The organism is Sphingomonas sp. P4_D12, assembly GCF_056401895.1.
Window position 1 is genome coordinate 1 of sequence record NZ_JBFUIL010000001.1, and the last position, 24,175, is coordinate 24,175.

Annotated in this window: 23 protein-coding genes; 15 read left to right on the forward strand and 8 right to left on the reverse strand. The window is 65.4% G+C overall.

All coding sequences use genetic code 11. The features are described from left to right. Positions 1-77: 77 nt before the first annotated feature. Complete coding sequence (locus tag AC1DSD_RS00005) at positions 78-716, reverse strand: response regulator transcription factor (protein ID WP_478027572.1); 639 nt, start codon at positions 714-716, stop codon at positions 78-80. After that, entirely contained in the window at positions 706-3,819 is a 3,114-nt protein-coding gene (locus AC1DSD_RS00010; protein ID WP_478027573.1) for a sensor histidine kinase, read from the reverse strand. The genes AC1DSD_RS00005 and AC1DSD_RS00010 overlap by 11 nt, the downstream gene beginning before the upstream one ends. A 158-nt stretch (positions 3,820-3,977) precedes the next feature. On the opposite strand from AC1DSD_RS00010, the gene AC1DSD_RS00015 reads away from it, so the two are divergent. The 4 genes from AC1DSD_RS00015 (at position 3,978) to AC1DSD_RS00030 (ending at position 7,181) form a co-directional block, all read left to right on the forward strand. Beyond that, positions 3,978-4,373, forward strand: a complete 396-nt coding sequence (locus AC1DSD_RS00015) for a hypothetical protein (RefSeq protein ID WP_478027574.1) — start codon at positions 3,978-3,980, stop codon at positions 4,371-4,373. Positions 4,374-4,451: 78 nt separating this feature from the next. After that, on the forward strand, positions 4,452-5,114 hold the full coding sequence (locus AC1DSD_RS00020; protein WP_478027575.1) for a response regulator transcription factor: 663 nt from the start codon (positions 4,452-4,454) through the stop codon (positions 5,112-5,114). Positions 5,115-5,196: 82 nt separating this feature from the next. Beyond that, entirely contained in the window at positions 5,197-5,562 is a 366-nt protein-coding gene (locus AC1DSD_RS00025) for a response regulator transcription factor (RefSeq protein WP_478027576.1), read from the forward strand. Beyond that, complete coding sequence (locus AC1DSD_RS00030) at positions 5,556-7,181, forward strand: sensor histidine kinase (protein ID WP_478027577.1); 1,626 nt, start codon at positions 5,556-5,558, stop codon at positions 7,179-7,181. Before AC1DSD_RS00025 ends, AC1DSD_RS00030 begins: the two co-directional genes overlap by 7 nt. A 41-nt stretch (positions 7,182-7,222) precedes the next feature. On the opposite strand, the gene AC1DSD_RS00035 is transcribed toward AC1DSD_RS00030, so the two are convergent. Next, entirely contained in the window at positions 7,223-8,044 is an 822-nt protein-coding gene (locus AC1DSD_RS00035) for an alpha/beta fold hydrolase (RefSeq protein ID WP_478027578.1), read from the reverse strand. 328 nt (positions 8,045-8,372) lie between these two features. Here AC1DSD_RS00035 and AC1DSD_RS00040 point away from each other — a divergent pair, with 328 nt between their 5' ends. The 8 genes from AC1DSD_RS00040 (at position 8,373) to AC1DSD_RS00075 (ending at position 14,333) form a co-directional block, all read left to right on the forward strand. Then, positions 8,373-9,131 (forward strand): SDR family oxidoreductase, encoded by a 759-nt coding sequence (locus AC1DSD_RS00040; RefSeq protein ID WP_478027579.1) that lies wholly within the window; start codon positions 8,373-8,375, stop codon positions 9,129-9,131. A 132-nt stretch (positions 9,132-9,263) separates the two neighbouring features. After that, a complete protein-coding gene (locus tag AC1DSD_RS00045) occupies positions 9,264-10,079 on the forward strand; it encodes a sensor histidine kinase (protein WP_478027580.1) in 816 nt (271 codons plus the stop codon). Positions 10,080-10,114: 35 nt separating this feature from the next. Continuing rightward, positions 10,115-10,663, forward strand: a complete 549-nt coding sequence (locus AC1DSD_RS00050) for a glutathione binding-like protein (RefSeq protein ID WP_478027581.1) — start codon at positions 10,115-10,117, stop codon at positions 10,661-10,663. Next, a complete protein-coding gene (locus tag AC1DSD_RS00055; RefSeq protein ID WP_478027582.1) occupies positions 10,660-11,433 on the forward strand; it encodes an SDR family oxidoreductase in 774 nt (257 codons plus the stop codon). Before AC1DSD_RS00050 ends, AC1DSD_RS00055 begins: the two co-directional genes overlap by 4 nt. Before the next feature lie 140 nt (positions 11,434-11,573). Continuing rightward, positions 11,574-12,359, forward strand: coding sequence for an alpha/beta fold hydrolase (locus AC1DSD_RS00060; RefSeq protein ID WP_478027583.1), 786 nt, complete (start codon positions 11,574-11,576; stop codon positions 12,357-12,359). A 106-nt stretch (positions 12,360-12,465) separates the two neighbouring features. Further along, positions 12,466-13,455 carry a Dyp-type peroxidase gene (locus tag AC1DSD_RS00065; protein WP_478027584.1) on the forward strand — a complete coding sequence of 330 codons (990 nt, stop codon included), beginning with the start codon at positions 12,466-12,468 and terminating at the stop codon, positions 13,453-13,455. Between the two features lie 204 nt (positions 13,456-13,659). Next, positions 13,660-14,067: a cupin domain-containing protein gene (locus AC1DSD_RS00070; RefSeq protein WP_478027585.1), complete on the forward strand. Its 408-nt coding sequence runs from the start codon at positions 13,660-13,662 to the stop codon at positions 14,065-14,067. Positions 14,068-14,162: 95 nt separating this feature from the next. Then, positions 14,163-14,333, forward strand: coding sequence for a hypothetical protein (locus AC1DSD_RS00075; RefSeq protein ID WP_478027586.1), 171 nt, complete (start codon positions 14,163-14,165; stop codon positions 14,331-14,333). Positions 14,334-14,668: 335 nt separating this feature from the next. Here AC1DSD_RS00075 and AC1DSD_RS00080 read toward each other — a convergent pair whose 3' ends face one another. The 3 genes from AC1DSD_RS00080 to AC1DSD_RS00090 all read right to left on the reverse strand — a co-directional run bounded on the left by AC1DSD_RS00080 (position 14,669) and on the right by AC1DSD_RS00090 (position 19,530). After that, positions 14,669-17,491, reverse strand: coding sequence for an ATP-binding protein (locus AC1DSD_RS00080; protein WP_478027587.1), 2,823 nt, complete (start codon positions 17,489-17,491; stop codon positions 14,669-14,671). Between the two features lie 73 nt (positions 17,492-17,564). Next, positions 17,565-18,407 carry an SDR family NAD(P)-dependent oxidoreductase gene (locus AC1DSD_RS00085; protein WP_478027588.1) on the reverse strand — a complete coding sequence of 281 codons (843 nt, stop codon included), beginning with the start codon at positions 18,405-18,407 and terminating at the stop codon, positions 17,565-17,567. A 13-nt stretch (positions 18,408-18,420) separates the two neighbouring features. Further along, positions 18,421-19,530, reverse strand: coding sequence for a redoxin domain-containing protein (locus AC1DSD_RS00090; protein ID WP_478027589.1), 1,110 nt, complete (start codon positions 19,528-19,530; stop codon positions 18,421-18,423). A gap of 197 nt (positions 19,531-19,727) precedes the next feature. Between AC1DSD_RS00090 and AC1DSD_RS00095 the strand changes: the two genes are divergently transcribed. Genes AC1DSD_RS00095 through AC1DSD_RS00105 form a run of 3 tightly spaced genes read left to right on the forward strand, consistent with a single transcriptional unit; the run spans position 19,728 to position 22,238 of the window. After that, on the forward strand, positions 19,728-20,996 hold the full coding sequence (locus AC1DSD_RS00095; protein ID WP_478027590.1) for an epoxide hydrolase family protein: 1,269 nt from the start codon (positions 19,728-19,730) through the stop codon (positions 20,994-20,996). Positions 20,997-21,024: 28 nt separating this feature from the next. Beyond that, the gene (locus tag AC1DSD_RS00100; RefSeq protein ID WP_478027591.1) at positions 21,025-21,438 is read left to right on the forward strand and encodes an organic hydroperoxide resistance protein; all 414 of its coding nucleotides are present in this window, start codon (positions 21,025-21,027) and stop codon (positions 21,436-21,438) included. Between the two features lie 23 nt (positions 21,439-21,461). Beyond that, positions 21,462-22,238, forward strand: coding sequence for an alpha/beta fold hydrolase (locus AC1DSD_RS00105; RefSeq protein WP_478027592.1), 777 nt, complete (start codon positions 21,462-21,464; stop codon positions 22,236-22,238). A gap of 156 nt (positions 22,239-22,394) precedes the next feature. Here AC1DSD_RS00105 and AC1DSD_RS00110 read toward each other — a convergent pair whose 3' ends face one another. Beyond that, positions 22,395-22,928: a cytochrome P460 family protein gene (locus AC1DSD_RS00110; RefSeq protein WP_478027593.1), complete on the reverse strand. Its 534-nt coding sequence runs from the start codon at positions 22,926-22,928 to the stop codon at positions 22,395-22,397. Between the two features lie 46 nt (positions 22,929-22,974). Next, positions 22,975-24,021 carry an alpha/beta fold hydrolase gene (locus AC1DSD_RS00115; protein WP_478027594.1) on the reverse strand — a complete coding sequence of 349 codons (1,047 nt, stop codon included), beginning with the start codon at positions 24,019-24,021 and terminating at the stop codon, positions 22,975-22,977. Positions 24,022-24,175 lie beyond the last annotated feature (154 nt).

Here is a 24,175-nt window from a genome sequence, read left to right on the forward strand (position 1 = left end):
AATCAGGATATTCTATGGGAGGTCGGGTGGGGGCGCGGGCCGGCGCCGCCACCGTTTCAGCCTTGCTGAAACGAACTCTAGAGTTCGATGATCCCGCGCCGCGCGGCGACCGTCACCGCATGGGTGCGATCGCTCACGTCCAGTTTGGCGAATATGTTCTTGAGATGCGCCTTCACCGTCTCTTCCGAGAGCGACATGGCGTGCCCGATCTCCTTGTTCGCTTTGCCTTCGGCGACGAGGCGCAGCACCGCGACTTCGCGCCCGCTCAGATCGTCGTCGGCCACGTGCATGGCGATCTCGGCGGCGACATCGCCATGCACGTGGCGGCGGCCGCGATGCACATTGTGGATCGCATCGAGCATCTCGGTCCTGAGGCTGCTCTTGAGCAGATAGCCCGTCGCCCCGGCCTTGAGTGCGCGCACGGCCTGCACATCGCCGGCATAGGTGGTGAGAACCAGGATGCGCGCATCGGGGAAATCGGTACGGATCGCGGTGATCGCGTCGACGCCGTTCATGACCGGCATCTGCAGATCCATCAGTGTCACATCGGGCCGCAACTCGCGGTAGCGCGCGACTGCCTCGGCGCCGTCACGCGCTTCGCCGATCACGATCATGTCGGTGCGGTCCTCGAGGATCGAGATGACGCCTTCGCGCAGGATGGGGTGATCGTCGACGATCAGGATGCGGACGGGCGAGGCGCCCTTGTCAGGCGGCATGGCTCGGTTCCTTCTTCTTGCGGAGAAGCCAGGACAAAAACCGCCAGCGCCGGCCGGGCGCGTGGTCGGCAAAGGCGAGGCGGGCAGGCAGCGTCATGGTGATTGCGCAGCCCATGCCCGTGCGGCTGTCGATCGAGAGGCTGCACCCGATCCGCTCGGCGCGCTCGCGCATCCCGACAAGGCCGAAATGGCCGGGCTTGTGACCCTGCGCGACCACCTCGGACGGCATGCCCACCCCATCGTCACGGATCTCCACGCCGAGCTGGCGATTGCCGAAGCGGACGACGATCTCGACCGCGCTGGCGTTGGCATGGCGACAGACGTTGAACAGCGCCTCATCGACGATCCGCCCGAGTTCGACCGCGACGAGCGGATCGACCGGGCGCTGCCGGCCTTCGACCACGATGCGCACCCCGATCGCGGGATCGAAGCCGGCCGCCACAGCACGTTCCTTGAGCAGCTCGGGCAGGTCGCCCTTGTCGCTGGCACCGCGCAGGTCCTGCACGCGGTCGCGGCCCTCGGCGATGATGTCGTCGGCGCGAGCGAGCGCGGAGTCGAGCTGGCCGCGCGCCGGCCCTTCCGGCGGCATCTTGTTGGCGACCGATTGGAAGCGGAGCACCAGGCCTTGCACGCTTTGCAGCAGCGTATCGTGCAGCTCGCGGGCGATGCGCTCGCGTTCGCCCATCCGTTCCTCCAGCCGCGCCCGAATCCGGCCCGCGACCGTCGCCATGCGCAGCCGATAGGCCAGCCACAGCAGCGCCAATACAATCGTGACGCACAAAGCGAGGAAGTATTTGGACTGGATGAAGGTGGGCGGAATGGTGAACTCGACCGTGGCGCCGGTCTCGTTCCACACGCCATTGTCGTTCGCCGCGATCAGCCGGAAGCGATAGGTGCCGGGAGCGAGGTTGGTGTAGAATGCCTGGCGCCGCGTGCCGGCTTCCACCCAATCACTGTCCTGACCCTCGATCCGATAACGGACCTGGATGGCGCGCGGGTTGGAGAAGCTCAGCACCGCGAAGTCGATCTCGATATTGGAGCGGCCCGCTGGGAGCATCACGTTGCTCGGGTCGCGATAGATCCGATCGGCGACGAGCGCGCCGACCGCGACCTTGGGCGGGGTCACGCTGCGCTTCACGTCCTTGGGGTCGAGCCACAGCGTGCCCGTCTGCGTGGCGATCCAGAGACGTCCGTCGCCACCCTGCACGATCGCGTTGCGACTGTGCGAATGGGGGCGGCTCCTGAGGCCATCGGCTGCGTCGAATACCTGCATGGGCGGTGCCCAGGTCGGTTCGGCAAAGGCGCGGTCGAGATCGGCCGAGCGCAAGCGCAGGATGCCTGCCGGGCTCGCGAGCCAGGTGTCCCCGGCAGGGGTGCGAACCGTGCCGTTGACCCCACTGAAGAACGGCAATCGCCGTGCCGCGACGGTGTGAAACCCCGTGCCGTCGAAGCGGGAGAGACCGAACTCCCCGGCGACGAGAAGAGCGCCGGGGATATCGCGGTTGAGCGAGATATCGTCGGGCGCATATCCGCCGAACGGAAGCCGAAAGGATTGCCGAGCTAGCCCATCGAGCCGGCTCAGCACGCGATCGCTCCAATGCACAACGATCCGGCCCCGATCGTCGGTCATCATCGAACGTGGCGCAAAGGGCAGACCGGGCGTGCCGGCGATCTGCTGCCAACGCCCCTGATGCAGGCGCGCCATACCGCCGTGCCACGCGGTCACCCAGAAGTCGCCCCGCCCGTCGAAGGCGCAATCATAGACGACATATCCGAGCGGAATGCGTGGGCCGGGGCGGATAGTGCCGTTCCGCCAGATCATGATCGGCTTGCCCGGGTTCGGACCGGGCGCGTTTGCGTTGTTCAGACCGATCCAGATTGCGCCGTCGGGCGCCTCGCACAAGGTACGCGGTTCGTTGCCCGGGCTCTGGAAGATCGGCTCCGGTCGCGCGTTTGGCCGTACGCGATAGACGGTCGCGGCCTCCCCGATATAGACGCTGCCGTCGGATGCGCGCAGCAACAGGTCGCCGTATGCGGCGGGCTGGGCAAGCCCGGGTTCGTAGCGCAGGGTCGCCGGCCAGAACCGGTCGAGCCCGTTCTGGGTGCCGGCCCAGACATTGCCTTCCGCGTCCTGGAAGATCCGGGTCGTGGCGTTTGACGACAAGCCGTCGCGGGCGGTAAATCGCTCCACTCGTGCAGTGGCCTCGGCCTTGGTCGCGGCGCCGCGGGGATCGGGCCGAGTGACGCGTTGCAGTCCGCCATAATAAGTGGCGATCCACAGATTTCCCTCGCGATCGAAGCGCGGCCACCCGCGAATCTCGCCGGCGTCGGTCGCATAGGGGTAGCGAAGGGGTGGGGGCGCACCCCGACCGCCCGGCCCGGTCAGCGGATAGCTGCCGTGCATGTCGCTGATCCAGACACGCTCCTGCGGATCCAGCGACAAGCGCCCCTGGGCACCGGCGTCGTGGTGGATGAACTCGAACCCGCTGGCGCCGGGGCGCACTCTTGCGACCTTGCCCGACAGGGCAAAGCTGACCCAGGCAGTCCCGTCCGTGGTGACGACCATGCTGAATGGATTGTCGAGCGGTGCGCCTGCTTTCGTGCCGAACGAAGCCCAGCGACCGGCCCGGTATCGCAGCAGGGGCAATCCTATCTTCTCTGTCAGCACCCAGATCGTGCCATCGACAGTCTCGTGCATCGCCAGCACGCGATCGGGCGACGGCGGTGCGTCGAGCAGCCGCAGCCGGCCGTCGCGATAGACGGCGAAGCGGCCGGTACGCTCGAAATTGGTCCAGACCTCGCCGTTGCGCCGGACGAGGATCGCCGAGGGCGCGCCCTGGGCGACAAGGTCCATGTCGGCGCTCACCGGCTCGAAGCGGATACCGTCGAAGCGGAAAAGCCCCGCCGCGGCGGCGATCCATAGATAGCCGCGCTGATCCTGCGCCAGCGCGAACACCGGGCGCGGCGCATCGCTCTCCTCGCTCCAGCGCTGGTGGGTGTAATGCGCCATCAGGCGGGGCGAACCCGCATCGGGCCTGGCCGCCGCCTTGGCGACCGGCTGCAGCAGCATCGCCGCAGCAAGAAAGACCCTGATCAGTTGCATTGTCGTTCCAGCAACTCCCTCGGGGATCCCTCCTGAGCCAAATCCGAAGCAACCCGGCCTTCGCCGTCAGGCGCCAGTGATGCTACCCCCGAATGGGGGAGTGGAAAATCCCCGGAGCGAAGGCTGGCTGGCATCCGCAAAGGGGCTATCGCCGGTAGGTGCCCAAATTGATCTTACGTTATCCGGACGGCCTTTTCGGCGTCGCGCTGTTGCTCCTGCGACTATCCTATGCCGCGATCGCGTTTCCGGCGCTCGCCCGTTTATGGCCCGCGCCGGCGATCACGGTGCCGATCGGGCTCGGGGCGGCAGCGATCGCGCTGGCGCTTGTATTGGGTTTCGGCGCGCGGGCGGCGGCATTGCTGCTCGCCATCGTGCTGGTGATCGGAATCGGCAGCGCGCGAGACGATCTCACCTGGTTCCTGGTCGGCTGCACGGGTGGTGCGGTAGCGCTGGTGCTGCTCGGTCCCGGCGCCTGGTCGATCGACGCGCATCTCTATGGTCGCCGCGTGATCCGGCTCGAGCCGCGGTCCCCGGAACGGGGAGGTCCGGGCTAACCGGGTTCGGGATTATGCCCGGTTGCCCGTCATGAGAGGTTCTCCTGTCTCCAGCCACGCCAGCCCGGAGGTCGCATGATGAACGAGGGACTGCAGATGAACCGGCCGGCCGACCAGGATCGACCGCTGGTGGTGATCGTCGATGACGATGCCGCCGTCCGCACGTCGATCGAGGAGCTGATGCTCTCGGTAGGGATCGACGCGGCCGGCTTCGGCTCGACGCGCGAATTGCTCGAGGCGAAGTTGCCCGAGCGGCCCGGTTGCCTGGTGCTCGACGTTCGCATGCCGGGATCGAGCGGGCTCGATCTGCAGCAGCACCTCGCCGCCGCGGGCAACGCCAAGCCGATCATCTTCCTGACCGGGCATGGCGATATCCCGATGAGCGTGCAGGCGATGAAGGCCGGCGCGATCGACTTTCTCACCAAGCCGGTGCGCGATCAGTCGCTGCTCGACGCGGTGGCACTCGGCATAGCGCGCGACCTCGCCCAGCGCGTCGGCGCGCAGGTCACGAAGCTGCACGCTGATCGCTACGGCACGCTTTCCCCGCGCGAACGACAGGTGCTTCGCCAGGTGGCGCAGGGCCGGCTCAACAAACAGATCGCCTTCGATCTCGGCATCAGCGAAGTCACGGTGAAACTCCACCGCAGCAGCGTGATGCGCAAGATGGTGGCCAATACGGTCGGCGAGCTGATCCGCGCCTGGGACCTGCTGCCCGAACACCTAAGGCACGAGGGGACCTAGACCATGGTATGGTACCGACGCGCTGAAAATTCGGCGACATCCGGAGGCGGGCGCGGCTTGCGCGTCGAGAAGGACCCTTCGCTTGTCCAGACTATCGGTGATCGCGATCGTGGATGACGATGAGGCCGTGCGCGACGCGCTGTTCGATCTGCTCCAGGTGGAGGGGCTGTCTGCGCGTACCTTCGAGGGAGCGGCACCCTTTCTCGCGGCATGTGGCGATTTCGACTGCGTGATCACCGATGTCCGCATGCCCGAGATCGACGGGATCGAGCTGCAGCGCCGGCTGCGCGCCGGCGGTTCGGCAATGCCGGTAATCTATGTGACCTCGTGTGACGAGGACGTGCTGCGCGCCCGCGCGCTCCAGGGCGGCGCGACCGGCTGGTTCACCAAGCCGGTTGATGACGAAGCGCTGCTCGATACCTTGAAGGCGGTTCTCCCGCGATGCTGACCGGTCCGGCCTTGGTGCAGGACGCGGCGGAGGCGGCCTGCTGGCGAGTTGACTTGTCGCAGGTCCGCGTGCTGATCGACACCGTCGCCGCCGGGGGCGAATGGGCGGATTGGGTCGCGGCGCTGCTCCACGGCGCGCGCATCGTCGACGCCAACACCCGCAGCCTTGACCTGGTCGGCGCCCCTTCGGCGCGCGAGATCATTCTCGGACAGCCGGTCGCCAATTTCTGCCCTCAGGAAAGCTGGAATACAGTCGCCGCGCTGATCGTCGCGGTGGTCACCGATCCGGCGCACGCCGCTCGCACGCAGGCGGTCAATTCCTTCATGCTGCGCGACTCCACACTCACTGTGTGGGGCGCGCCGGGCGCGGCCGACACGGTGTGGGTGCAGGTGGATGGCGAGCTTGCCGACGACCGTTCTTTCTGGGCGGTACGCGCCAGCGAGCAGCGCTATCGCCGGCTGATCCACCATCTGCCCGGCGCGCTGCTCCAGGTCGACGCGCGACCGATGGGCGCTGTCTTCTACCAGCTGCGGGCGGAGGGCGTGACGGACATCGTCGCACATCTCGACGCGCGTCCCGGGCTGGTCGAACAGGCTTGCGCGATCGTGCGCGTGACCGACGCGAATGGCGGTGCTGCGCGGCTGATGGGGACGAGCGGAGTCGAGGATCTGATCGGCCCGGTCGCCTTCATCTTCGCCCGGGCGCCCGAAACCGCGCGCAACGTCGTCATCGCTCATTTCCAGGGGCACCGCAGCCATGTCGAGTTGATCAAGCTCGAGACCTTCGACGGCCGGCTGCTCGACGTCGAACTCACCGTTACCTTTCCGACGCCGCCGGAGCGGCTGGACGTGACTCTGCTCACCTTCGAGGATGTGACCGAGAGGCTGCGCACCGAGGCGCAGCTCCGCCAGCTCCAGGAGGAATATGCCCGCGCCGCGCGCATCTCCACATTGGGCGAGCTTGCCAGCTCGATCGCGCACGAGGTCAACCAGCCGCTCGCCGCAATCGCGATGAACGCCGAGACGAGCCTGCGCTGGCTGTCTCGCGACGATCCCAACCTCGCCAAGGTGGAGCAGCTCACCCGGCGCGTCGCCGACAGCGCCCGTCATGCCAGCGAGATCGTCCAGCGTATCCGCGGCATGGCCTCGCGCCATGTGCCGGAGCGGGCGCCTCTCGACTTCAACGCCGTGGTCGAGGAGGCGCTGATGTTCGTTTGCCACGATGTCGAGACCAGGGCGATCCTGCTCTCGGTGCGGCTCGATATCGGCGTGCCGCCTGTGCTCGGTGACCGCGTCCAGCTCCAGCAGGTCGTGGTCAATCTGCTGGTCAACAGCCTCCAGGCCCTGACGGGCGTCGAGAAGGGCCGGATCGAGCTTGCCACCGGCCCGGATGACGCGGGGGGTGTGCGGTTCTCGATCCGCGATACGGGGCCCGGCATCGCTGCCGAGGATCTCGATCGCGTGTTCGAGGGCTTCTTCACCACAAAGGCGGAAGGGATGGGAATCGGCCTGGCGGTCTGCCAGTCGATCATCGCCGCGCATGGCGGGGCGATCGCGGCGGCGAACCATGAACAGGGCGGTGCCTGTTTCCATTTCTCGTTGCCCTCGATTCCCGCCTGAACGTCCGGCGGCGCCGGGGACACCGCCGGACGTCGCGCGCCTCAACTGCGCAGGAATGCGATCAGATCGGCGTTGAACCGGTCCGCATGCGTGGCGGTCAGGCCGTGGGGCAGGCCGGGATAGAAGAGCGTCTGCGCTCCCTTTACCAGCTTGGCTGATTTGTAGGCAGAGTCCGCGATCGGCACGATCTGGTCGTCCTCGCCATGGACGATCAATGTAGGCACGTCGACCTTCTTCAAATCCTCGGTGAAGTCGGTCTCGCTGAATGCCTTGATGCAGTCATGGGCGTTCTTCAGGCCCGCCTGCATGCTGATCAGCCAGAACTCGTCGAGCAGGCTCTGCGGCACGTTCGCGCCCTCGCGATTGGCGCCATAGAAAGGGATCGCGAAGTCCTTGTAGAATTGCGAGCGGTTGGCGAGGATGTCGTGACGCAGGCCGTCGAACACCGCGATCGGCAGCCCCTCGGGATTGGCCTCGCTTTGCACCATCACCGGCGGCACAGCGCCGAGCAGCACCGCCTTCTTGACGCGCTTCGCACCGTGGCGGCCGATATAGCGCGCGACTTCGCCGCCGCCGGTCGAATGGCCGACCATGACGATGTTCCGCAGGTCGAGCGCGTCGAACAATTCGGCCAGGTCGTCGGCATAGCCGTCCATATCGTTGCGGGCGCTGCTCTGCGCTGACTTGCCATGGCCGCGGCGATCATGTGCGATGCAGCGATAGCCCTGCTCGGCGAGGAACTGCATCTGGATGCTCCAGGCGTCCGAGCTGAGCGGCCAGCCGTGCGAGAGGGTAACCACCGGGCCCGTGCCCCAATCCTTGTAGTGCATCTCATGTCCATCGCTGGTGGTGAAGATCGGCACCGCGGGTCTCCTTGAATGAGCGTCTGGCGGCCCGCCATGGGACGCCTTTCAGCGCCGCACGCCTATGAGCCTGCGCGCTGGCGAACGATTGGACGCAGGGTGAGGCACATCGAGGCCAGAGGAGGAGAAACGCTCGCCTAGCGACGCATCGCCTGCACCGACCGCTTTGGCACTAACCAGAAACACGACAATAAGGTGCGTCCGACCTGCACCAAGGGCGAGGTTCGCCTGCCATATGGCGAGTGCCACACCGCAGTACGCATGATGGCCGCGGCGGCCCAACTGCGTGATGTTGCCGCCATTCCACGTCGCCACGGAGGGCAACAGCATGAAGATCGTCGTTATCGGCGGGACCGGCCTGATCGGATCCAAGACTGTCGAGAAGCTCAAGCAGCACGGCCATGACGCGATCGCGGCTGCCCCCAATACCGGCGTCAATGCCGTCACCGGCGAGGGACTGGCCGAGGCGCTGGCAGGTACCGACGTCGTCGTCGACGTCGCCAACTCGCCGTCGTTCGAGGATCAGGCGGCAATGGATTTCTTCCAGGCCGCCGGCAAGAACCTCAAGGCGGCCGAGGTTACGGCCGGCGTCAAGCATCATGTCGCGCTTTCCGTGGTCGGCACCGAGCGCTTGCAGGACAGCGGCTATTTCCGCGCCAAGCTCGCCCAGGAAGAGATGATCAAGAGCTCGCCGATCCCCTACACGCTGATCCACGCCACCCAGTTCTTCGAGTTCGTCCGCTCGATCGCAGGATTCTCGATGCAGGGCGATGACGTGCATCTGCCGCCCGTTCTCTTCCAGCCGATGGCGGCGGAGGACGTGGCGAGCGCCATTGCCGAGGCGGCAATGGGCCAGCCCGCGAACGATACGATCGAGATCGCCGGACCGGACACCTTCACGCTGGACGAGCCGGTTCGTATGGCGCTCGCCCATGACGGCGACCCGCGCAAGGTGATCGCCGATCCCGATGCGCCCTATTTCGGCGTGAAGGTGAGCGAGCGGACGCTGGTTCCCGGACCGAACGCAAAGCTCGGCTCGACCAGGTTCGATTGGTGGCTGGCCAACGTTCCGCCGCCGCGGCGATAGGTCGCCAATCGACCGCACCCGCGGATGCGGTCGAAGAGCCGGTGGCAGCAGCCGCCTGACCACCGGTGGATGCGAGGCACGCGTCCCCCTTCCGAGCGTGCCTCGCATCCTATTTTGCAAAGGGCAGGACTCATGAAATTCCGACCCGTCCCCGGTGCGTACGGCGTGGAAGATGTCACGATCCTCGACGAAGCCGGTCGAGTGACGTCGGGCGGCCTCCATGACGGCTCAATGGTTGCTGCCGCCGGGCTGATCCACGATCTCGGGAATCTTATCCAGATCGCCTATTCGGCCATCAACATATTAGCTAGGGCGCCGGACATGCCCGCGCCGCGCTCGGGGCCGATCCTGCACCGCGCGAGAAGCTGCCTGGAACATGCCGGCGCACTCGTTCGACAGAATATCGAGGTTGTCCGCGACCGCGCGATTCCCGGCGAGCGTAGCGACGTCGCGACTTGCCTTTCGGACGTAGCGGCGCTGATCATCGCGATGGACGAGCCTGGCCTGATCCTCGAAACCGACATCGAGCCGGGGCTGCCCGATCTGCGCTGCGATCCGATCGGATTGCGCCGGGCGCTCCTGAACCTCGTGTTCAACGCGCGCGATGCCGTTGCCGGTGGTGGTTTCATCGTGATCGCCGCGCGATCGATACGGAGCGATCAGCAGTCGACCGCGGTCGAAATACGCGTCGTCGACAACGGCGTCGGCATGTCGGCAGCGACGATCGCACGCATCTTCGATCCGTTCTTCACCACCAAGGCTGACGGGCTCGGGGGCATTGGCTTGCCGATGGTCGAACGCTTCGTCCGCGACGCTGGCGGCGAGATCACCATCGATAGTGAACCGGGCCTTGGCACCACCATGGCCTTGCGGTTGCCGGCAGCCGGCGCCGGCGGGACCAGCTCAGTCATTCGGACCCAACCCACTTCAGAGGAACGAGACCAATGAAACTCTATTATTCCCCCGGAGCATGCAGCCTTTCGGTGCGCATTTCGCTCCATGAAGCGGGGCTTCCCGCCGAATTCGAACGGGTCGATCTCAACTCGAAGATCACCGAGAGCGGCTACGATTATTCGGCCATCAATCCCAAGGGCTATGTGCCCATGCTCGTGCTCGACGACGGCAACGCGGTGACCGAGAACGTAGCGATCCTGGCGCTTCTCGCGGATCGCGATCCCGAGCTCACGCCGGGCGGGCCGCTCGGTCGCACTCGCCTGGTCGAAATCCTTTCCTGGCTGTCGACCGAATTGCATGCCGCGTTCAAACCCTATTACCATGACGCGAATGATGCGGCGAAAGCCGCTGCCGGCGAGGTGGTCGCGCAGCGGCTCGATCTTGTCGAAAACCAGATCAACGAACTCTATCTGTTCGGACCGCGCTTTACGGTGGCGGACGCCTATCTGTTCGTCATGCTGCGCTGGGCCAAGGCGTTCGGCGTGCGGATATCGCCCGAAATGCACGGCTATTTCGAACGCGTGGCGGAGCGGGAGACAGTTCGCCGGGCCCTTGCCGAAGAAAGCCTCAGATTATGAAGATCGTCGTGATCGGCGGTGACGGCCGCATCGGCTCGAGACTGGTCAGGAATTTGCGCCGGCGGAACTATTGGGTGCTTCCGGCCTCTCCGACCACTGGCGTCGATACGGTTACCGGCACGGGATTGGCGGACGCGCTGATCGGCGCGGACACGGTGGTCGATGTTTCGAACGTGCCCTCGCTGGAGGGCGACAATGCGCTGCAATTCTTCGAGACCTCGACCCGTAATCTCCTGCGAGCCGGCCGAGAAGCGGGCGTCCGGCACCATATCGCGCTCTCGATCGTCGGCGTCGATCGCCTGGCGGATAGCGATTATTTCCGCGCGAAGAAAACCCAGGAAGACCTGATCAAGGCGTCGCGGATTCCCTTCACCATTGTCCGCTCGACGCAGTTCTTCGAGTTCATCAGCGCCGTGGTGCAGGCCGGCACCGACACCGAGATCGCGATATCTCCTGCGTTGGTGCAGCCAATTGCCGGTGACGACGTCGCCGATGCCCTTGCTGAGGTGGTATTGGGCATTGCGCTCAACGCCACGGTGGAGGTCGCGGGGCCCGAGTTGCTGCGTCTTGACGAGGTCGCGACTGACATCGCCACGGCTCACGAAGATGGCCGGCAGATCGTCGCCGATATTCATGCTCGCTACTTTGGCGCGGAGCTTGGCGAACGATCCCTGCTTCCCGGGCCGGATGCACTTATCGCTCGAGGAACGTTCGACGACTGGTTGCGCCAGAGCCTGCAACCGGAATGGGTGTCGAGCCCGTCCCATTGAGGCTGGCAGGTTTATCCATACCCCCGGCGTACCCCAGCCTACCCAAAGGACTAGTCGCCGATACGTTCGTCCGATTGGTTCCAAAAACCGCCCGGAGCATCTGATTTCCATGGCCATTTCTGGCCGTTCAAGGAGGATATATGCTCAAGAATCTTGGCGGCCTGATTGTCGCCGCGACCCTGCTTCATCCCGGCCCGGGGGCTGCTCAAGCCAAGGCCGGACAGGAGAAGCCCACGGTCGTCCTCGTACATGGCGCGTTCGCGGATTCGTCCGGCTGGAATGCAGTCGTCGCGAAGCTCAGCAAGGATGGGTATCGGGTTATCGCCGCCGCCAACGCGCTCCGCAGCGTCAAGAGCGACGCTGTCACCATTTCCGCGCTCGTTCGCTCGATCAATGGACCGGTAGTGCTGGTCGGCCATTCCTATGGCGGGCCGGTGATCACCGAGGCGGCCAATGGAAATGGCAACGTCAAGGCGCTGGTCTATGTTGCTGGGTTCGCACCGGATACGGGGGAATCCAGCCTTACCCTATCGGCGAAATTCCCCGGCAGCACGTTGGGAAATGCCCTGATGCCGGTCGCGCTGCCCGACGGCGATGAGGATCTCTATATCCAAATCGGCAAGTTCCACGCCCAGTTTGCCGCCGATGTACCGTCCGCACAGGCGGATACGATGGCACTCACGCAGCGCCCGATCACACTGTCCGCCTTGGGCGAGCCATCCGGCGTCGCCTCGTGGAAGACGATCCCGTCTTACATGATCTACGGGTCTGCCGATCAGAACATTCCCGCCGCGGTGATGAAGTTCATGGCCGAGCGGGCGAAGGCAAAGAAAACGGTGGTCGTCGAGGGAGCATCACATGCGCTGATGATCTCGCAGCCGGGCAAGGTCGCCTCGCTGATCGAGGATGCAGCGACGGCTCAATGAGGATCGCTCGGGGAGCGAGGCGATATTGCGCCACCGCCCGCGATCACCATAACCTGACCGGCAAGCGGTACCCGCTGACGGACAACCAACTCACTTCGAGAGGTGAATGACGATGGCGGGGGATAATTGGGACCGGGTACCGATCGATGCGCAAAGCATCGACGCCCCGCTATCGTCTTCGGCGATCTTCCTGGTGGTAACCGTCGCGAGCGGGCAGGGGCCCCTCGCGACGGTGTGCTCGGCCCTTGGCGGGCTCGGTGATCTCGTCAAGACCGTTGGCTTTCGCGATCTCTCCGGCCGGCTATCGTGCATCGCCGGGATCGGCAGCGATTTGTGGGATCGTCTTCAGCCTGGCAAGCGGCCAAAGGAGCTGAAGCCTTTTGAACCGATCGATGGCCCGGTACACACGGCCCCGGCGACGCCAGGAGACATGCTCTTCCATATTCGCGCCGAACGTGCCGACATGTGCTTCGAGTTCGAACGCCTCTTGCTCGAAGCTCTTGGCGATGCCGTCACTGTTATCGATGAGGTATCAGGTTTTCGGTATTTCGACGCGCGCGACTTGCTCGGTTTTGTCGATGGCACCGCCAACCCAACGGGGCTCGATCTGCCGGCGTCCGCGCTGATAGGGTCGGAAGATCCCGACTTCGCGGGCGGCAGCTACATCGTGGTACAGAAATATCTGCACGATCTCGGCGCGTGGAGCGGAATTTCTACCCAACAGCAGGAGGAGATCATCGGTCGAAGGAAGATCGACAATGTCGAGATCGACGACGACGACGCCCCTCGCAAGTCACACAAGTCGCTGACGACCATTGTCGATGCAGCAGGCACCGAGCACGATATCCTGCGCGACAACATGCCGTTTGGCCAGCCGGGCCGAAAGGAGTTTGGGACCTACTTCATCGGCTATTCCCGCTTTCTCTGGGTAATCGAATTCATGTTGCGTCGCATGTATATCGGCGATCCTCCCGGCGCCTATGATCGGTTGCTGGATTTCTCGACGCCGCAGACCGGCACGACATTTTTCGCGCCCTCGCGCCCCGAGCTCGAAAAGCTCGCCCGGGCGACGCCGGCAATAACACCGCTGGCTTGATCGTTCTCGAATGATCGGCGGGGAGTAGATAGCGCCATCGAGCCTGCACCAAGGGTCAGGTTCGCCTGTCATTTCGCGAGGTGCCAGCATCCATCCGGACGATAGCGACAAGACGCGTTTCCAGGCGATCTATCACTCGTCTCAACGCTGTGCGGGAAGCACGGACAAGATCATTCCCGCAGGGCGAGCAACGAGGATAGCACGATGACCATTTTCAGATATTCCGCTCCCCTGCTGCTACTGGCGCTCACCGCGAGCGCCGCTCCGGCGAAGCCGACCCCACCCGCAGCGATCGTCACCGAGTTGATGACCAAAGCACTTGCCGACTATCCCGGCAAAGAAGCGCTGGTGCTTACGGTCGTCTATCCGCCGGGTGCCGTCGATCCCGTGCATCGTCACAATGCGCACGCTTTCGTCTACGTGCTCGAGGGCTCGATCGTGATGGGTGTGCGCGGGGGCAAGACCGTCACGCTCACGCCGGGGCAAACCTTCTACGAAGGCCCCACCGACGTGCATACGATCGGCCGTAACGCCAGCCGGACCAAGCCCGCGAAGTTCCTCGTCGTCCTGCTGAAAGGCAGCAACAACCCTGTCGCGGTGCCGGCGACCTGAATTGAACACGAGACGGTTTGCCCAGCTTGGTCGGTTGAAGCGTTACCCGCTGGCACCCTGCTTTGCCGGGCCTATCAACGAAGCGAGCATGCGCCATGCCCGATAACATCAGATACTATCTGCAGCGCGTCAGAACGGAGATCAGGCAAGCGAAGCAGGCGGTCAATCGAGAAGTGACCATTGCTCATTTCAATTTCGCTGATGCCTATCTGGAACGAATTCATCAGCTCTTTCAGGAGATTGGTGACATCGATGCGAGAGAATAAGGGTCGAGGTCAGCGCCCCTCGCCGGAAAGCTACGCATAAACGGCATTGTCGGTCTGGCAGCACAATTCCTATCTGGTGCCTGATGCCAGAGGCGGTTGGCGGTGCTGTCAGTCTAAAGCGAACCGCTCTCTGGGCGATGGAACGCAGCTTTTGAGAACGGCTGCCTGACTTGCGAGCCTCCGCCGGTGCGCCGCACGGCGAGCAGTCCTCGGTGCTTCGGGACCAAGCAGAAATCGCACGTACATGACATCAGGGGCACCTCGGACGAGGATTGAGACTAAGGGGATGGCGCTCTTGATCTATGCTCATACGCGCCCGCTATCGCCTGCCCCCATCAACCTGACAGTGCTCCGGGTAACGAATCCGGCCAAACGGCTTCGAGCAGGGCGGTCGCTTCTTCCATTTTCTGCTCCGCAGTGAGCGCCTTGGCGAGATCGATCGCAATCTTGAGTTCCCAGGCGCGGGCGCCCTGCGCACGGCTCAGCGTGAGCGCCTCTTCGAGCAATACGATGCTGGCGTCGGGCGCTCCTTCGCTAAGTCGCACGACCTCGGCTTTGAGGCGAAGCAGTTCCGGCACCGCGAACCGCTCGCCATTCGCATCGCAATTGGCGAGGGTAGTGGCAACGAGGTCCCGCGCTTCGTCGAGCCGTGAGTCCAGAATGAGGCCTTTCACCAGAGCGATCGAGAATGGCGTGGTGAGCAATTCGTAGCGCGCCGCGCGGAGCCGGGAGAGGCTTTCCTCGACCGCGCCCAGCGCGTCCCCGGTGCGACCGCGCTGGATCTCCAGCTCGCCGCGAAGGCCCACCGCGGCAATAATATAAGGACCGAGCGCATTGACCTCGGCGCATTGGGTGAATGTCGCGAGATCCTCCTCAGCTACAGCAAAGTCCTCCATCCACAGAGAGATCGACAACGACCAGATCAGCGCGATGCAGTGGGTGACCGAATGATCGAGGCCGGCTGCCTCGCGCACGACATCCCGTGCGAGCCGTCGGGCCTGGTCGGCATGTCCGCAGAGCCATAAGGTCCGCGCGAGGGCGATACCGGAGCGATTCCGGTGATCGAAGCCATAATGGATGGTCCGGCTGCGTGCCGAGGCGGGGCTCTTGCTCAGCGAAAGTTCGAGGTCGTGCCGAGCCCGCTTCTGGTCGCCCGCGAGATGGTGTGAGATGCCCGAAAGCGAATAGGCTACGCCGATCGCCTCGGGCATGGCGATCATCTCGGCGACTTCCACTGCCTGCTCGGCATAGCGTAGCGCGGCCGTATATTCGCCGATCCGCTCATGGAAGATGTGCAGGCGGCCGAGCAGGCGCAGCTGGTTCCATTTGTCGTCGAGCGCGGTCGCGATCTCGAGCGCACGGCCGAGCGCGTCTCCCGCCGCCTCGCTATTGCCTCGGGTGAACATCAAGGTGATGCCGAGCGCCGCCTGGAGCTCCAGTTCCAGTCCGGTGTCGCGCTGCGCCTCGTCGATCCCGGCAAGGGCGCGGGCGCACCAGGTGCGGCACTCGATCAAGTGCGAAAGATTGAGGAAGACAGGCGCGCTGGCGGCGGCCAGCCGCACGGCGATCCTGAGGTCGCCGCTGCTTCCGAAGCTCCAGTCGAGCGCGCTGCGGATGTTGCCGAGTTGCTGCCGCAAGGGCTTGGTGTCCTGCAGCATGCCTTCGTCTTCCTCCTCCGCCGCCTCGAGTTCGGCGAGGAAGAAGGCGGCGTGGCGGCGAGCGACCGCGCTTTGTCTCTCCGCCCCACGCTCCGACAGCTTGGTCCGGGCATAGGCGCGGGTCATTTCGAGCAGCCGATAGGTGTCGGTGCGCCGCGAACGATCGGGCGCGACCAGCGACTTGGAGGTTAGCGAGTCGAGCGCGGCGGCGATCTCGTCCGATCCGATTCCGACATCCGCGATTACCTCCAGCGCAGCGTCGATCGAGAAAGGGCCGACGAACACCGATAGACTTTCAAATACGGTGCGCTCGACGTCGGAGAGCAGATCATAGCTCCAGTCGAGCGCTGCCTGCAGCGTCTGTTGGCGAGGTTGCGCAGTCCGCCGGCCCGCCCAGCCGAGACTGAACCGCTCGCCCAATTGGCGTGCGGTGGCAGCCAGGCCGTGCGTCGCGACGCGCATCGCGGCGAGCTCGATCGGCAGCGCCATCCCGCCGAGACGCTGACACATCTCGGCGATCAGCCGGGCGGCGTCCTCGTCGATGACGAGCGCGCTGTCGGCGGCGGTGGCGCGTTCGCAGAAGAGCTGGACCGCGGGAAAGGCCAGGAGCTGGTCGCGCGTCAGCCCCGACAATTCCTCGGGATAGCCGAGCGCATCGAGGCGCAGCACATGTTCGCCGCGTACCCGCAGCGGCTCGCGCGAGGTGGCCAGCACGCGTGTCTGGCGCGCTGTCTCGACGATCTGCTCGACGACGCTGGCGACCGGCTCGATGACGTGCTCGCAATTGTCGAGGATGAGCAGGAAGGCCCGATCGCGGATATGGCCGAGGATCACCGCGAGCGGGTCCTCGCTCTGCACCGCGATCCCCATGGCACCGGCGATCATCGAGGGGACCACTGCCGGATTCTCGATCATGCTGAAGTCGACGAACGCGACCTGGTTGTCGAATTTGCCGGCCAATTGGCGCCCGACCTCGATCGCGAGCGAGGTCTTGCCGACGCCCGCCGGGCCGATGATCGAGAAGAGCGACGTATCGGCGATGCGTTCCGTCAGGAAGGCAACGTCGCGCTCACGCCCGATCAGGTGGGGCAGGTGGGCAGGCAGATTGGTGCCGCCAGCGGGTCTCGATTCTCCGTCGGTCAGGCGCGGCGATGCCGTGTCGCCTTGCCGCTCGATCGGCGCGACGAAAGCGTAGCCGACGCCGACCTGGGTCGCGATGTAGCGCGCGCCGTCGACACCATCGCCGAGCAGCTTGCGCAGGCTTGCCATGTGCCAGCGCAGGCTGCCGTCTTCCACCACTACGTCCGACCAGACGCGCTTGAGCAACTCGCGCTTGGACAAGACGCGACCAGGCTGCTCGGTCAGCACGACGAGCAGATCGAACGAGCGTCCGCCGATCTCGACCGCCTTGCCGCGCTTCGTCAGCAGCCGCTCGCCCGGAGACAGGCGGAAGGGCCCGAAACCTATGCCTTCGCCAAGCTGCTGTTCCAGGTTCGCCACGATCCGCCATTACCCTTGTCTGGTCGACCGATCCATGCCGCGAGCGACGGCGCGCCTCAACCTTGGCTAGATACTATTCTCCCGGATCTTTCGGGAAATCGGTGGAGATGCTGAGCGGCCGCCAGCGTTCCAGTTCGTCGAGGCGTGTCCGGTCACTGCGCTCGATCGCGGCGATGGCATCGCTGCCGAGCGGCAGGCGGAGCGGCGGGGCGTCCACGGAGACGATTTCGAGGATCGCCCGCGCGCCCCGGCGGGGATCCCCGGGCTGTTTGCCATCATAGGCGGCCTGCATGCGCGCGGCATTGCCGACCACTGCGTCATATTCCGGGCGGCCGGGGTCGAGCGTCGTCGAGGCCCCGGCGAAGTCCGTGCGGAAGCCGCCAGGCTCGATGATCGTCACCCGCACGCCGATCAGCTTCATTTCCTGCGCAAGCACTTCGGAGAAGCCCTCCACTCCCCATTTCGCCGTCGAATAGGGTGCGCGGCCGGGTGCGCCGAGACGACCGCCGACAGAGGAGAATTGGATGATATGGCCGGCGCGCCGCTCGCGCATGTGCGGGATAACCGCCTTGGTCATGATGATCGTGCCGAACAGGTTGGTCTCGATCTGGCGGCGATAGGAATCGAGCGGCGTATCCTCGACCGAGCCGATATCGCCATAACCGGCATTGTTGACCAGTACGTCGAGTGTGCCGAACTCGGCGATCGCGGTGGCGACAGCGGCGGCGGCGTCTTCCTCGCAGGTCACGTCGAGCCGGGCGGTGGCAAGCTTGCCCGGGCGTCCGTCGCCCAGCCCGGCGAGCTGGACCGGATCGCGCGCCGTCGCCAGCAGATTGTCGCCGGAATCGAGGATCGTTTCGCACAGTGCGCGACCGAAGCCGCGCGAACTGCCGGTCACCAGCCAGGTCCGTGTCATCGTTCCGCTCCCATCAGCCAAAGGTGAAAACATAAGCGCGGACGCCGGGGCGGCTGAACTCGACCGCGACGGTGCGATCGACGATGGCGCCGGATTGGCGGACCAGCTGATAGAGCCGGTCCTCCCTGACCTCGCCCCAGCCGGCCGCGTCGACATCGACGCCGTGGCCGGCACCGGGGGCGCGGCCGTCGATCGTCACGCGGAAGCGCACCGGCTTGCCGTCGGCCGTGCCGCCGAGCACGAGATGCACGTCTCGCGCATGGAAGCGAAAGCGGATGGTGCCGGGGCCGCTGTCGAGCAGCGCATATTCGCCGCCGACCTTCCAGCTGCCCGCGAGGTCCCATTGGTTGAGCGATAGCCGCGCGGCGGAAGCGTAGCTGCCCGGCGCGTCGCTGCGGAAGCCGCCTGGCGACGCGAAGTCGGCGGCCTTGTCATAGCCGATATAGGCTTCGGGCGAGCCGAGGTCGGCCCAATCCGCTTGCGCCTCGACTCCCGTACCTTCGATCGGAGCGATGGGGACGCCGGAGACGTCATGCCCCGCCTCGGCGAGCAGCGTGCGGATCAGCCGCTCGCCCTCGTCATATCGGCCCTCGCCCAGGCGATAGCCGCGCACCTTGCCCTTCGCGTCGATGAAGTAAATGCCCGGCCAGCCCTGGTTGGCGAAGGCGCGCCACGCCGTATAATCATTGTCCTGCAGGTTGGGGTAAGCGACCCTGAGCTGGCTGGTGGCGAGGCGGACGTTCGCCGGATTCTTCTCGAAGCCGAACTCCGGCGCGTGGACGCCGATCACGTCGAGCCCCTTGCTCCCATATCGTTCGCTCCAGGTGCGAAGATAGGGAAGGGCGCGCAGCGAGTTGATGCACGAATAGGTCCAGAAATTGACCACCACGACCTTGCCGCGGAGCGCCTTGGGTCCGTCCGGCACGGGCGTGAGCCAGGGCCTGGCGCCCTGCAGCACCTCGATCGGGTGTGCGGGGGTGTCGAAGCGCGCGGACACGATGGAGTCGTCGGCCTTGGCCGGGGAACGGACGAGACCGAGTGCATCACCGAAGCAGATGACGGTGGTGGCGCCGGCCGCAGCGATGCCGGCGACGGCGAAACCGAGGGAACGTCTCAGGGTCATGGTACCTGCCTCATCTTGCTGGTCAGCGCCGATATAGGCCAGCGCCGCGGCACCGCTTGTTAGCTGTGAGCGGCCGCGCGTTAGTTCCTGAAAGCCGTAACGGATGCGTGAAGGCTAACGCCGCATCGCTCCACTTAACGGGCGCCGCGCCCCTTCGTCGCTAGATTTGGCCGCGACCAGATCACGAGGAGAAGCCAATGTTCGCAGACCAACCCTCGCGCCGCCAGTTCGTCGTCGGCGCGAGTGTGGCGGGGGCGCTCGGCGCCATGCCTGCCATGGCGCGCGCGCAGGCCGGAGGCAGCGCCATCCGCTCCTTCAAGGTCGCCATTCCCGCGGCTGAAATCCTGGCGATGCAGCGTCGCATTGCCGAGACCCGCTGGGCCGACCCGCAGCCCGCGGGCGATGATAGCCAGGGCGTGCGGCGCCAGACGCTCGAACCGCTGATGCGCTATTGGGCACGCGGCTATGACTGGCGCAAGATCGAGGCCAGGCTCAACGCGCTGCCGATGTTCATGACCGAGATCGATGGTCTCGACGTGCATTTCATTCATGTCCGCTCGCGCCACGAACATGCGCTGCCGATGATCCTGACCCATGGCTGGCCGGGCTCGGTCCTCGAGTTCCTCGGGGTCATCGCGCCGCTCACCGATCCGACGGCCTATGGCGGCAAGGCCGAAGACGCGTTCCACCTGGTGATACCGTCGATCCCGGGCTTCGGCTTCTCCGCCAAGCCGACGCAGATCGGCTGGGGCTCGGATCATATCGGCCGCGCCTGGAGCATGCTCATGCAGCGACTGGGCTATGACCGCTATGTCAGCCAGGGCGGCGATTGCGGTTCGGTCATCTCGCAGCGCATGGCGCTCCAGCACGTGCCTGGCCTGATCGGCATTCATCTCAACATGCCGGCGGTGGTTCCGGCGGACATCGCCAGGACCCTTGCTGCCGGCGATCCCGCGCCGGCGGGCCTGTCGGCCAGGGAGCGCGGCGCGTTCGATCAGCTGGCAGCCTTTTACCGCGACAATTCGGCCTATGCCGCGATGATGAACACGCGCCCCCAAACGATCGGCTATTCGCTCGTCGACTCGCCGGTCGGCATGGCGGCCTGGATGTACGAGAAGATCGCGCAATGGACCTATAGCAACGGCCAGCCCGAACGCGTGCTTGGCCGGGACGCGATCCTCGACGACATCTCGCTCTATTGGCTGACCGGGACGGGGGCGTCCGCCGCCCGGATCTACTGGGAAGATCACACCAACAATTTCAACGCGCGCGGCATCATCGATCTGCCGGTCGCGGTGAGCGTGTTCCCGGGTGAGATCTTCCGCGCGCCCAGGACTTGGGCCGAGCGCTGTTACAAGAATCTCTTCTATTTCAGCGAAGCGACCAATGGCGGCCATTTCGCCGCCTGGGAGCAGCCCCAGTTGTTCACCGAGCAAGTGCGCGCCGCCTTCCGCCTGCTGCGCTGATTCACTTCCCGCTCCAAGGAGACGTCTCATGTCCGATACCAAGACCCTGTATACTGCCCGCGTCCATGTCACCGGCGGTCGCGAAGGCGCCGCCCGCAGTTCGGACGATCGCCTCGACGTCAAGCTCGCCACCCCCGGCGGCCCCGGCGCCGGCACCAATCCCGAGCAATTGTTCGCCGCCGGCTGGTCGGCCTGTTTCGAGGGCGCGATGGCGATCGCCGCCAAGCTCAAGGGCATGGCCTTGCCCGCTGACCTCGCGATCGACGCCGAAGTCGATCTGCGGCAGGGCGAGGACGGCTATTCGCTGGCTGCCCGACTGAACGTGAGCGTTCCCGGGATCGATCCCGCGATCGCTCGCCAACTGATCGAGGCGGCGCACCGGACTTGTCCCTATTCCAAGGCGATCAAGGGCAATATCGATGCCGTCGTCACGCTGGTCTGACCGCCAATCAAAAGGAGAATGACATGAAGAAATGGATTGCCGCCGGGCTTGCGCTCGCCACTGCCGTGATGGCGCCGGCGGCGCTGGCCCAAACGGCCAAGCCCACCATAGTGCTCGTCCACGGGGCGTTCGCGGATTCGTCGAGCTGGAACGGTGTCATCGCCGTGCTCGAGCGCGACGGCTACACGGTGGTCGCCGCTCCCAATCCGCTGCGCGGCGTGCGCGCCGATGCCGATGTCGTGAGCGACCTGGTCAAGAGCATCCAGGGCCCGGTCGTGCTCGTCGGCCATAGCTATGGCGGCTCGGTGATCAGCGAAGCGGCCGAAGGCGCGCCGAACGTCAGGGCGCTGGTCTATGTCGCGGCATTTGCACCGGAAGCGGGCGAGACGGCGCTTGGCCTGACCGGCAAGTTCCCGGGCAGCACGCTCGCGCCGGCGCTGGCCCCGCCGGTCAAGCTCACCAGCGGCAGCAACGACCTCTACATCCTCCAGGCGCGTTTTCACGACCAGTTCGCCGCTGACGTGCCGGCGGCCGGCGCGCTCTTGATGGCTGCCGGTCAGCGTCCGGTCGCCGAAGCGGCGCTGGGCGAGGCTTCGACCGCACCCGCATGGAAGCACATCCCGTCCTGGTTCATCTATGGCGACAAGGACAAGAACATCCCGCCGGCCGCGCTCAAGTTCATGGCCGATCGCGCACAATCGCGCGGGACGGTGGTGGTGAAGGGCGCTTCGCACGTCGTGATGGTGTCGAACGCGCCGGCCGTGGCCAGCCTGATCGAGAAGGCGGCGACTGCCCAGTGAGTTGAGGCGCCGGCGATCCCAGCCCCCCTGCGCCGGCGCCCATGCCCACGGTCGGCTTTGCCCCGCAGCGGGCCGGCCGTGGGTACTTCTCCTTGTTGCGGACGAGGAAAAACACCCACGCCGCTAACCTGTCCAGGGCACTTTGCTGGTCGGGACCTAGTGCGAATAGCCGGTGAAGACGAGGTCGGCGTTCTTGTCGATCGCATCGAGCTTCACATGGCAGGCGAAGCACGATCGTGTGAGCGTCGCGTCCTGGTTCGCGGCGCCATTCTCGAATTGCCCATAGCCCCAGCCGCCGCTCGCGGCGTAGCGTTTGGAATCCTTGACGCTCACCTGAACATTGGTCGGCGGACCCGCGACAAAGGATTGGGGAGCGGGGAAGACGCTATCGTTGCGCGGCGACGAATCGTATCGCCAGGCGAGCCGCACGATGATCGCGCCGTCCGGGAAAGGCCGCTTGCCTGTGCGAAAGGCGTTCACTGCGATGTCGTTGCCCAGGATGGCACGGATGTCGTTGTTCTTGCCAGCTTCGTGCGCGACGCTGATCAGCTTCCAGTCGCGATAGCCCTTGGGCAATTTCACGCCATAGATTGGCGAACCCCGATCCTCGACGCGCTGGGCGGCAGCTATAGCGGAGACCCCGAACACCAGGGTCGCCACCACGAGGCCGCAGGTGGAAAGATGCTTCATGGCGTGCTCCTCGAAGGCGTCGGAGCTGGACGCCCCGACGGGATGGTCAGCTGGCGAGCTTCGCCACGTCGAGCACGGCCTTGGCGAAAGCGGCTGGCGCTTCTTGCGGCAAATTGTGGCCGATGCCGCCAGCGATCAACCGATGCTCGTATAGGCCGGTGAACTTGGCGCGATATTGCGATGGGTCGGGATGCGGCGCGCCATTGGCGTCGCCCTCCATGGTGATCGACGGGATGGTCACCGGCGGCGCGGCGGCCAGCCTGGCCTCTGTCGCGTCATATTGCGGTTCGCCCTGGGCGAGACCGAGGCGCCAGCGATAATTGTGAATCACGATCGCGACATGGTCGGCATTCACGAACGACGCGGCCGAGCGGTCATAGGTCCCGGCGTCGAACTTCCACTGAGGCGAGGCGAGCTGCCAGATCAGCCGATTGAACGCCTTGGTGTTCGCGGCATAGCCCTCTCGGCCGCGCTCGGTCGCGAAATAGAATTGGTACCACCATTGCAGTTCGGCCTGTGGGGGCAGCGGCTTGGCGTTGCCCGCCTGGCTGCCGATCAGATAACCGCTGACCGAGACCAGCGCCTTGCACCGCTCCGGCCAGAGCACCGCCATGATGTCCGCCGTGCGGGCACCCCAGTCGAATCCCGCGACGATCGCAGTCTCGATGCCGAGTGCGTCCATCAGCGCGAGCCCGTCGGCGGCCAGCGCGGCCTGTTGCGCGTTGCGCGGCGTCCCCGCCGAACGGAACAGGGTGGTGCCATAGCCACGGAGATGTGGCACGATCACGCGATAGCCGCGCGCGGCAAGCAAAGGCGCGACGTCGGCGAATGCGTTGATGTCATAAGGCCAGCCGTGGAAGAGCAGGACCGCCGGGCCTTTGGTCGGGCCCATCTCGACATAGCCGATGTTGAGCACGCCCGCATCGATCTGCTTGAGCGGGCCGAAAGCTGAGGGCGCCGAAGGAGCGCGGCGCGGCGCCGTTGCCGCTTGTGCGGCGCCCGCGGCGCCGGTCAGCGTCGCGACGATCGCAGCCGCGCTCTGGACGAAGCCGCGGCGATCGAACGTAGAGATTTCGGGCAGGGGCTTCGACACGACTCAGTCCTTTCGTGGTTGGGGTAATGGCACTCGAGATAGCCTGGTGCACCGATGGCCGCTCGTTAACCGCTATGATGTGCTGTCAGGGATGCCTCTTCGGAAACTAACAGCGCCTAACTGGCGGAGCCAGTAGCCAGCAGGCTAGCACGCG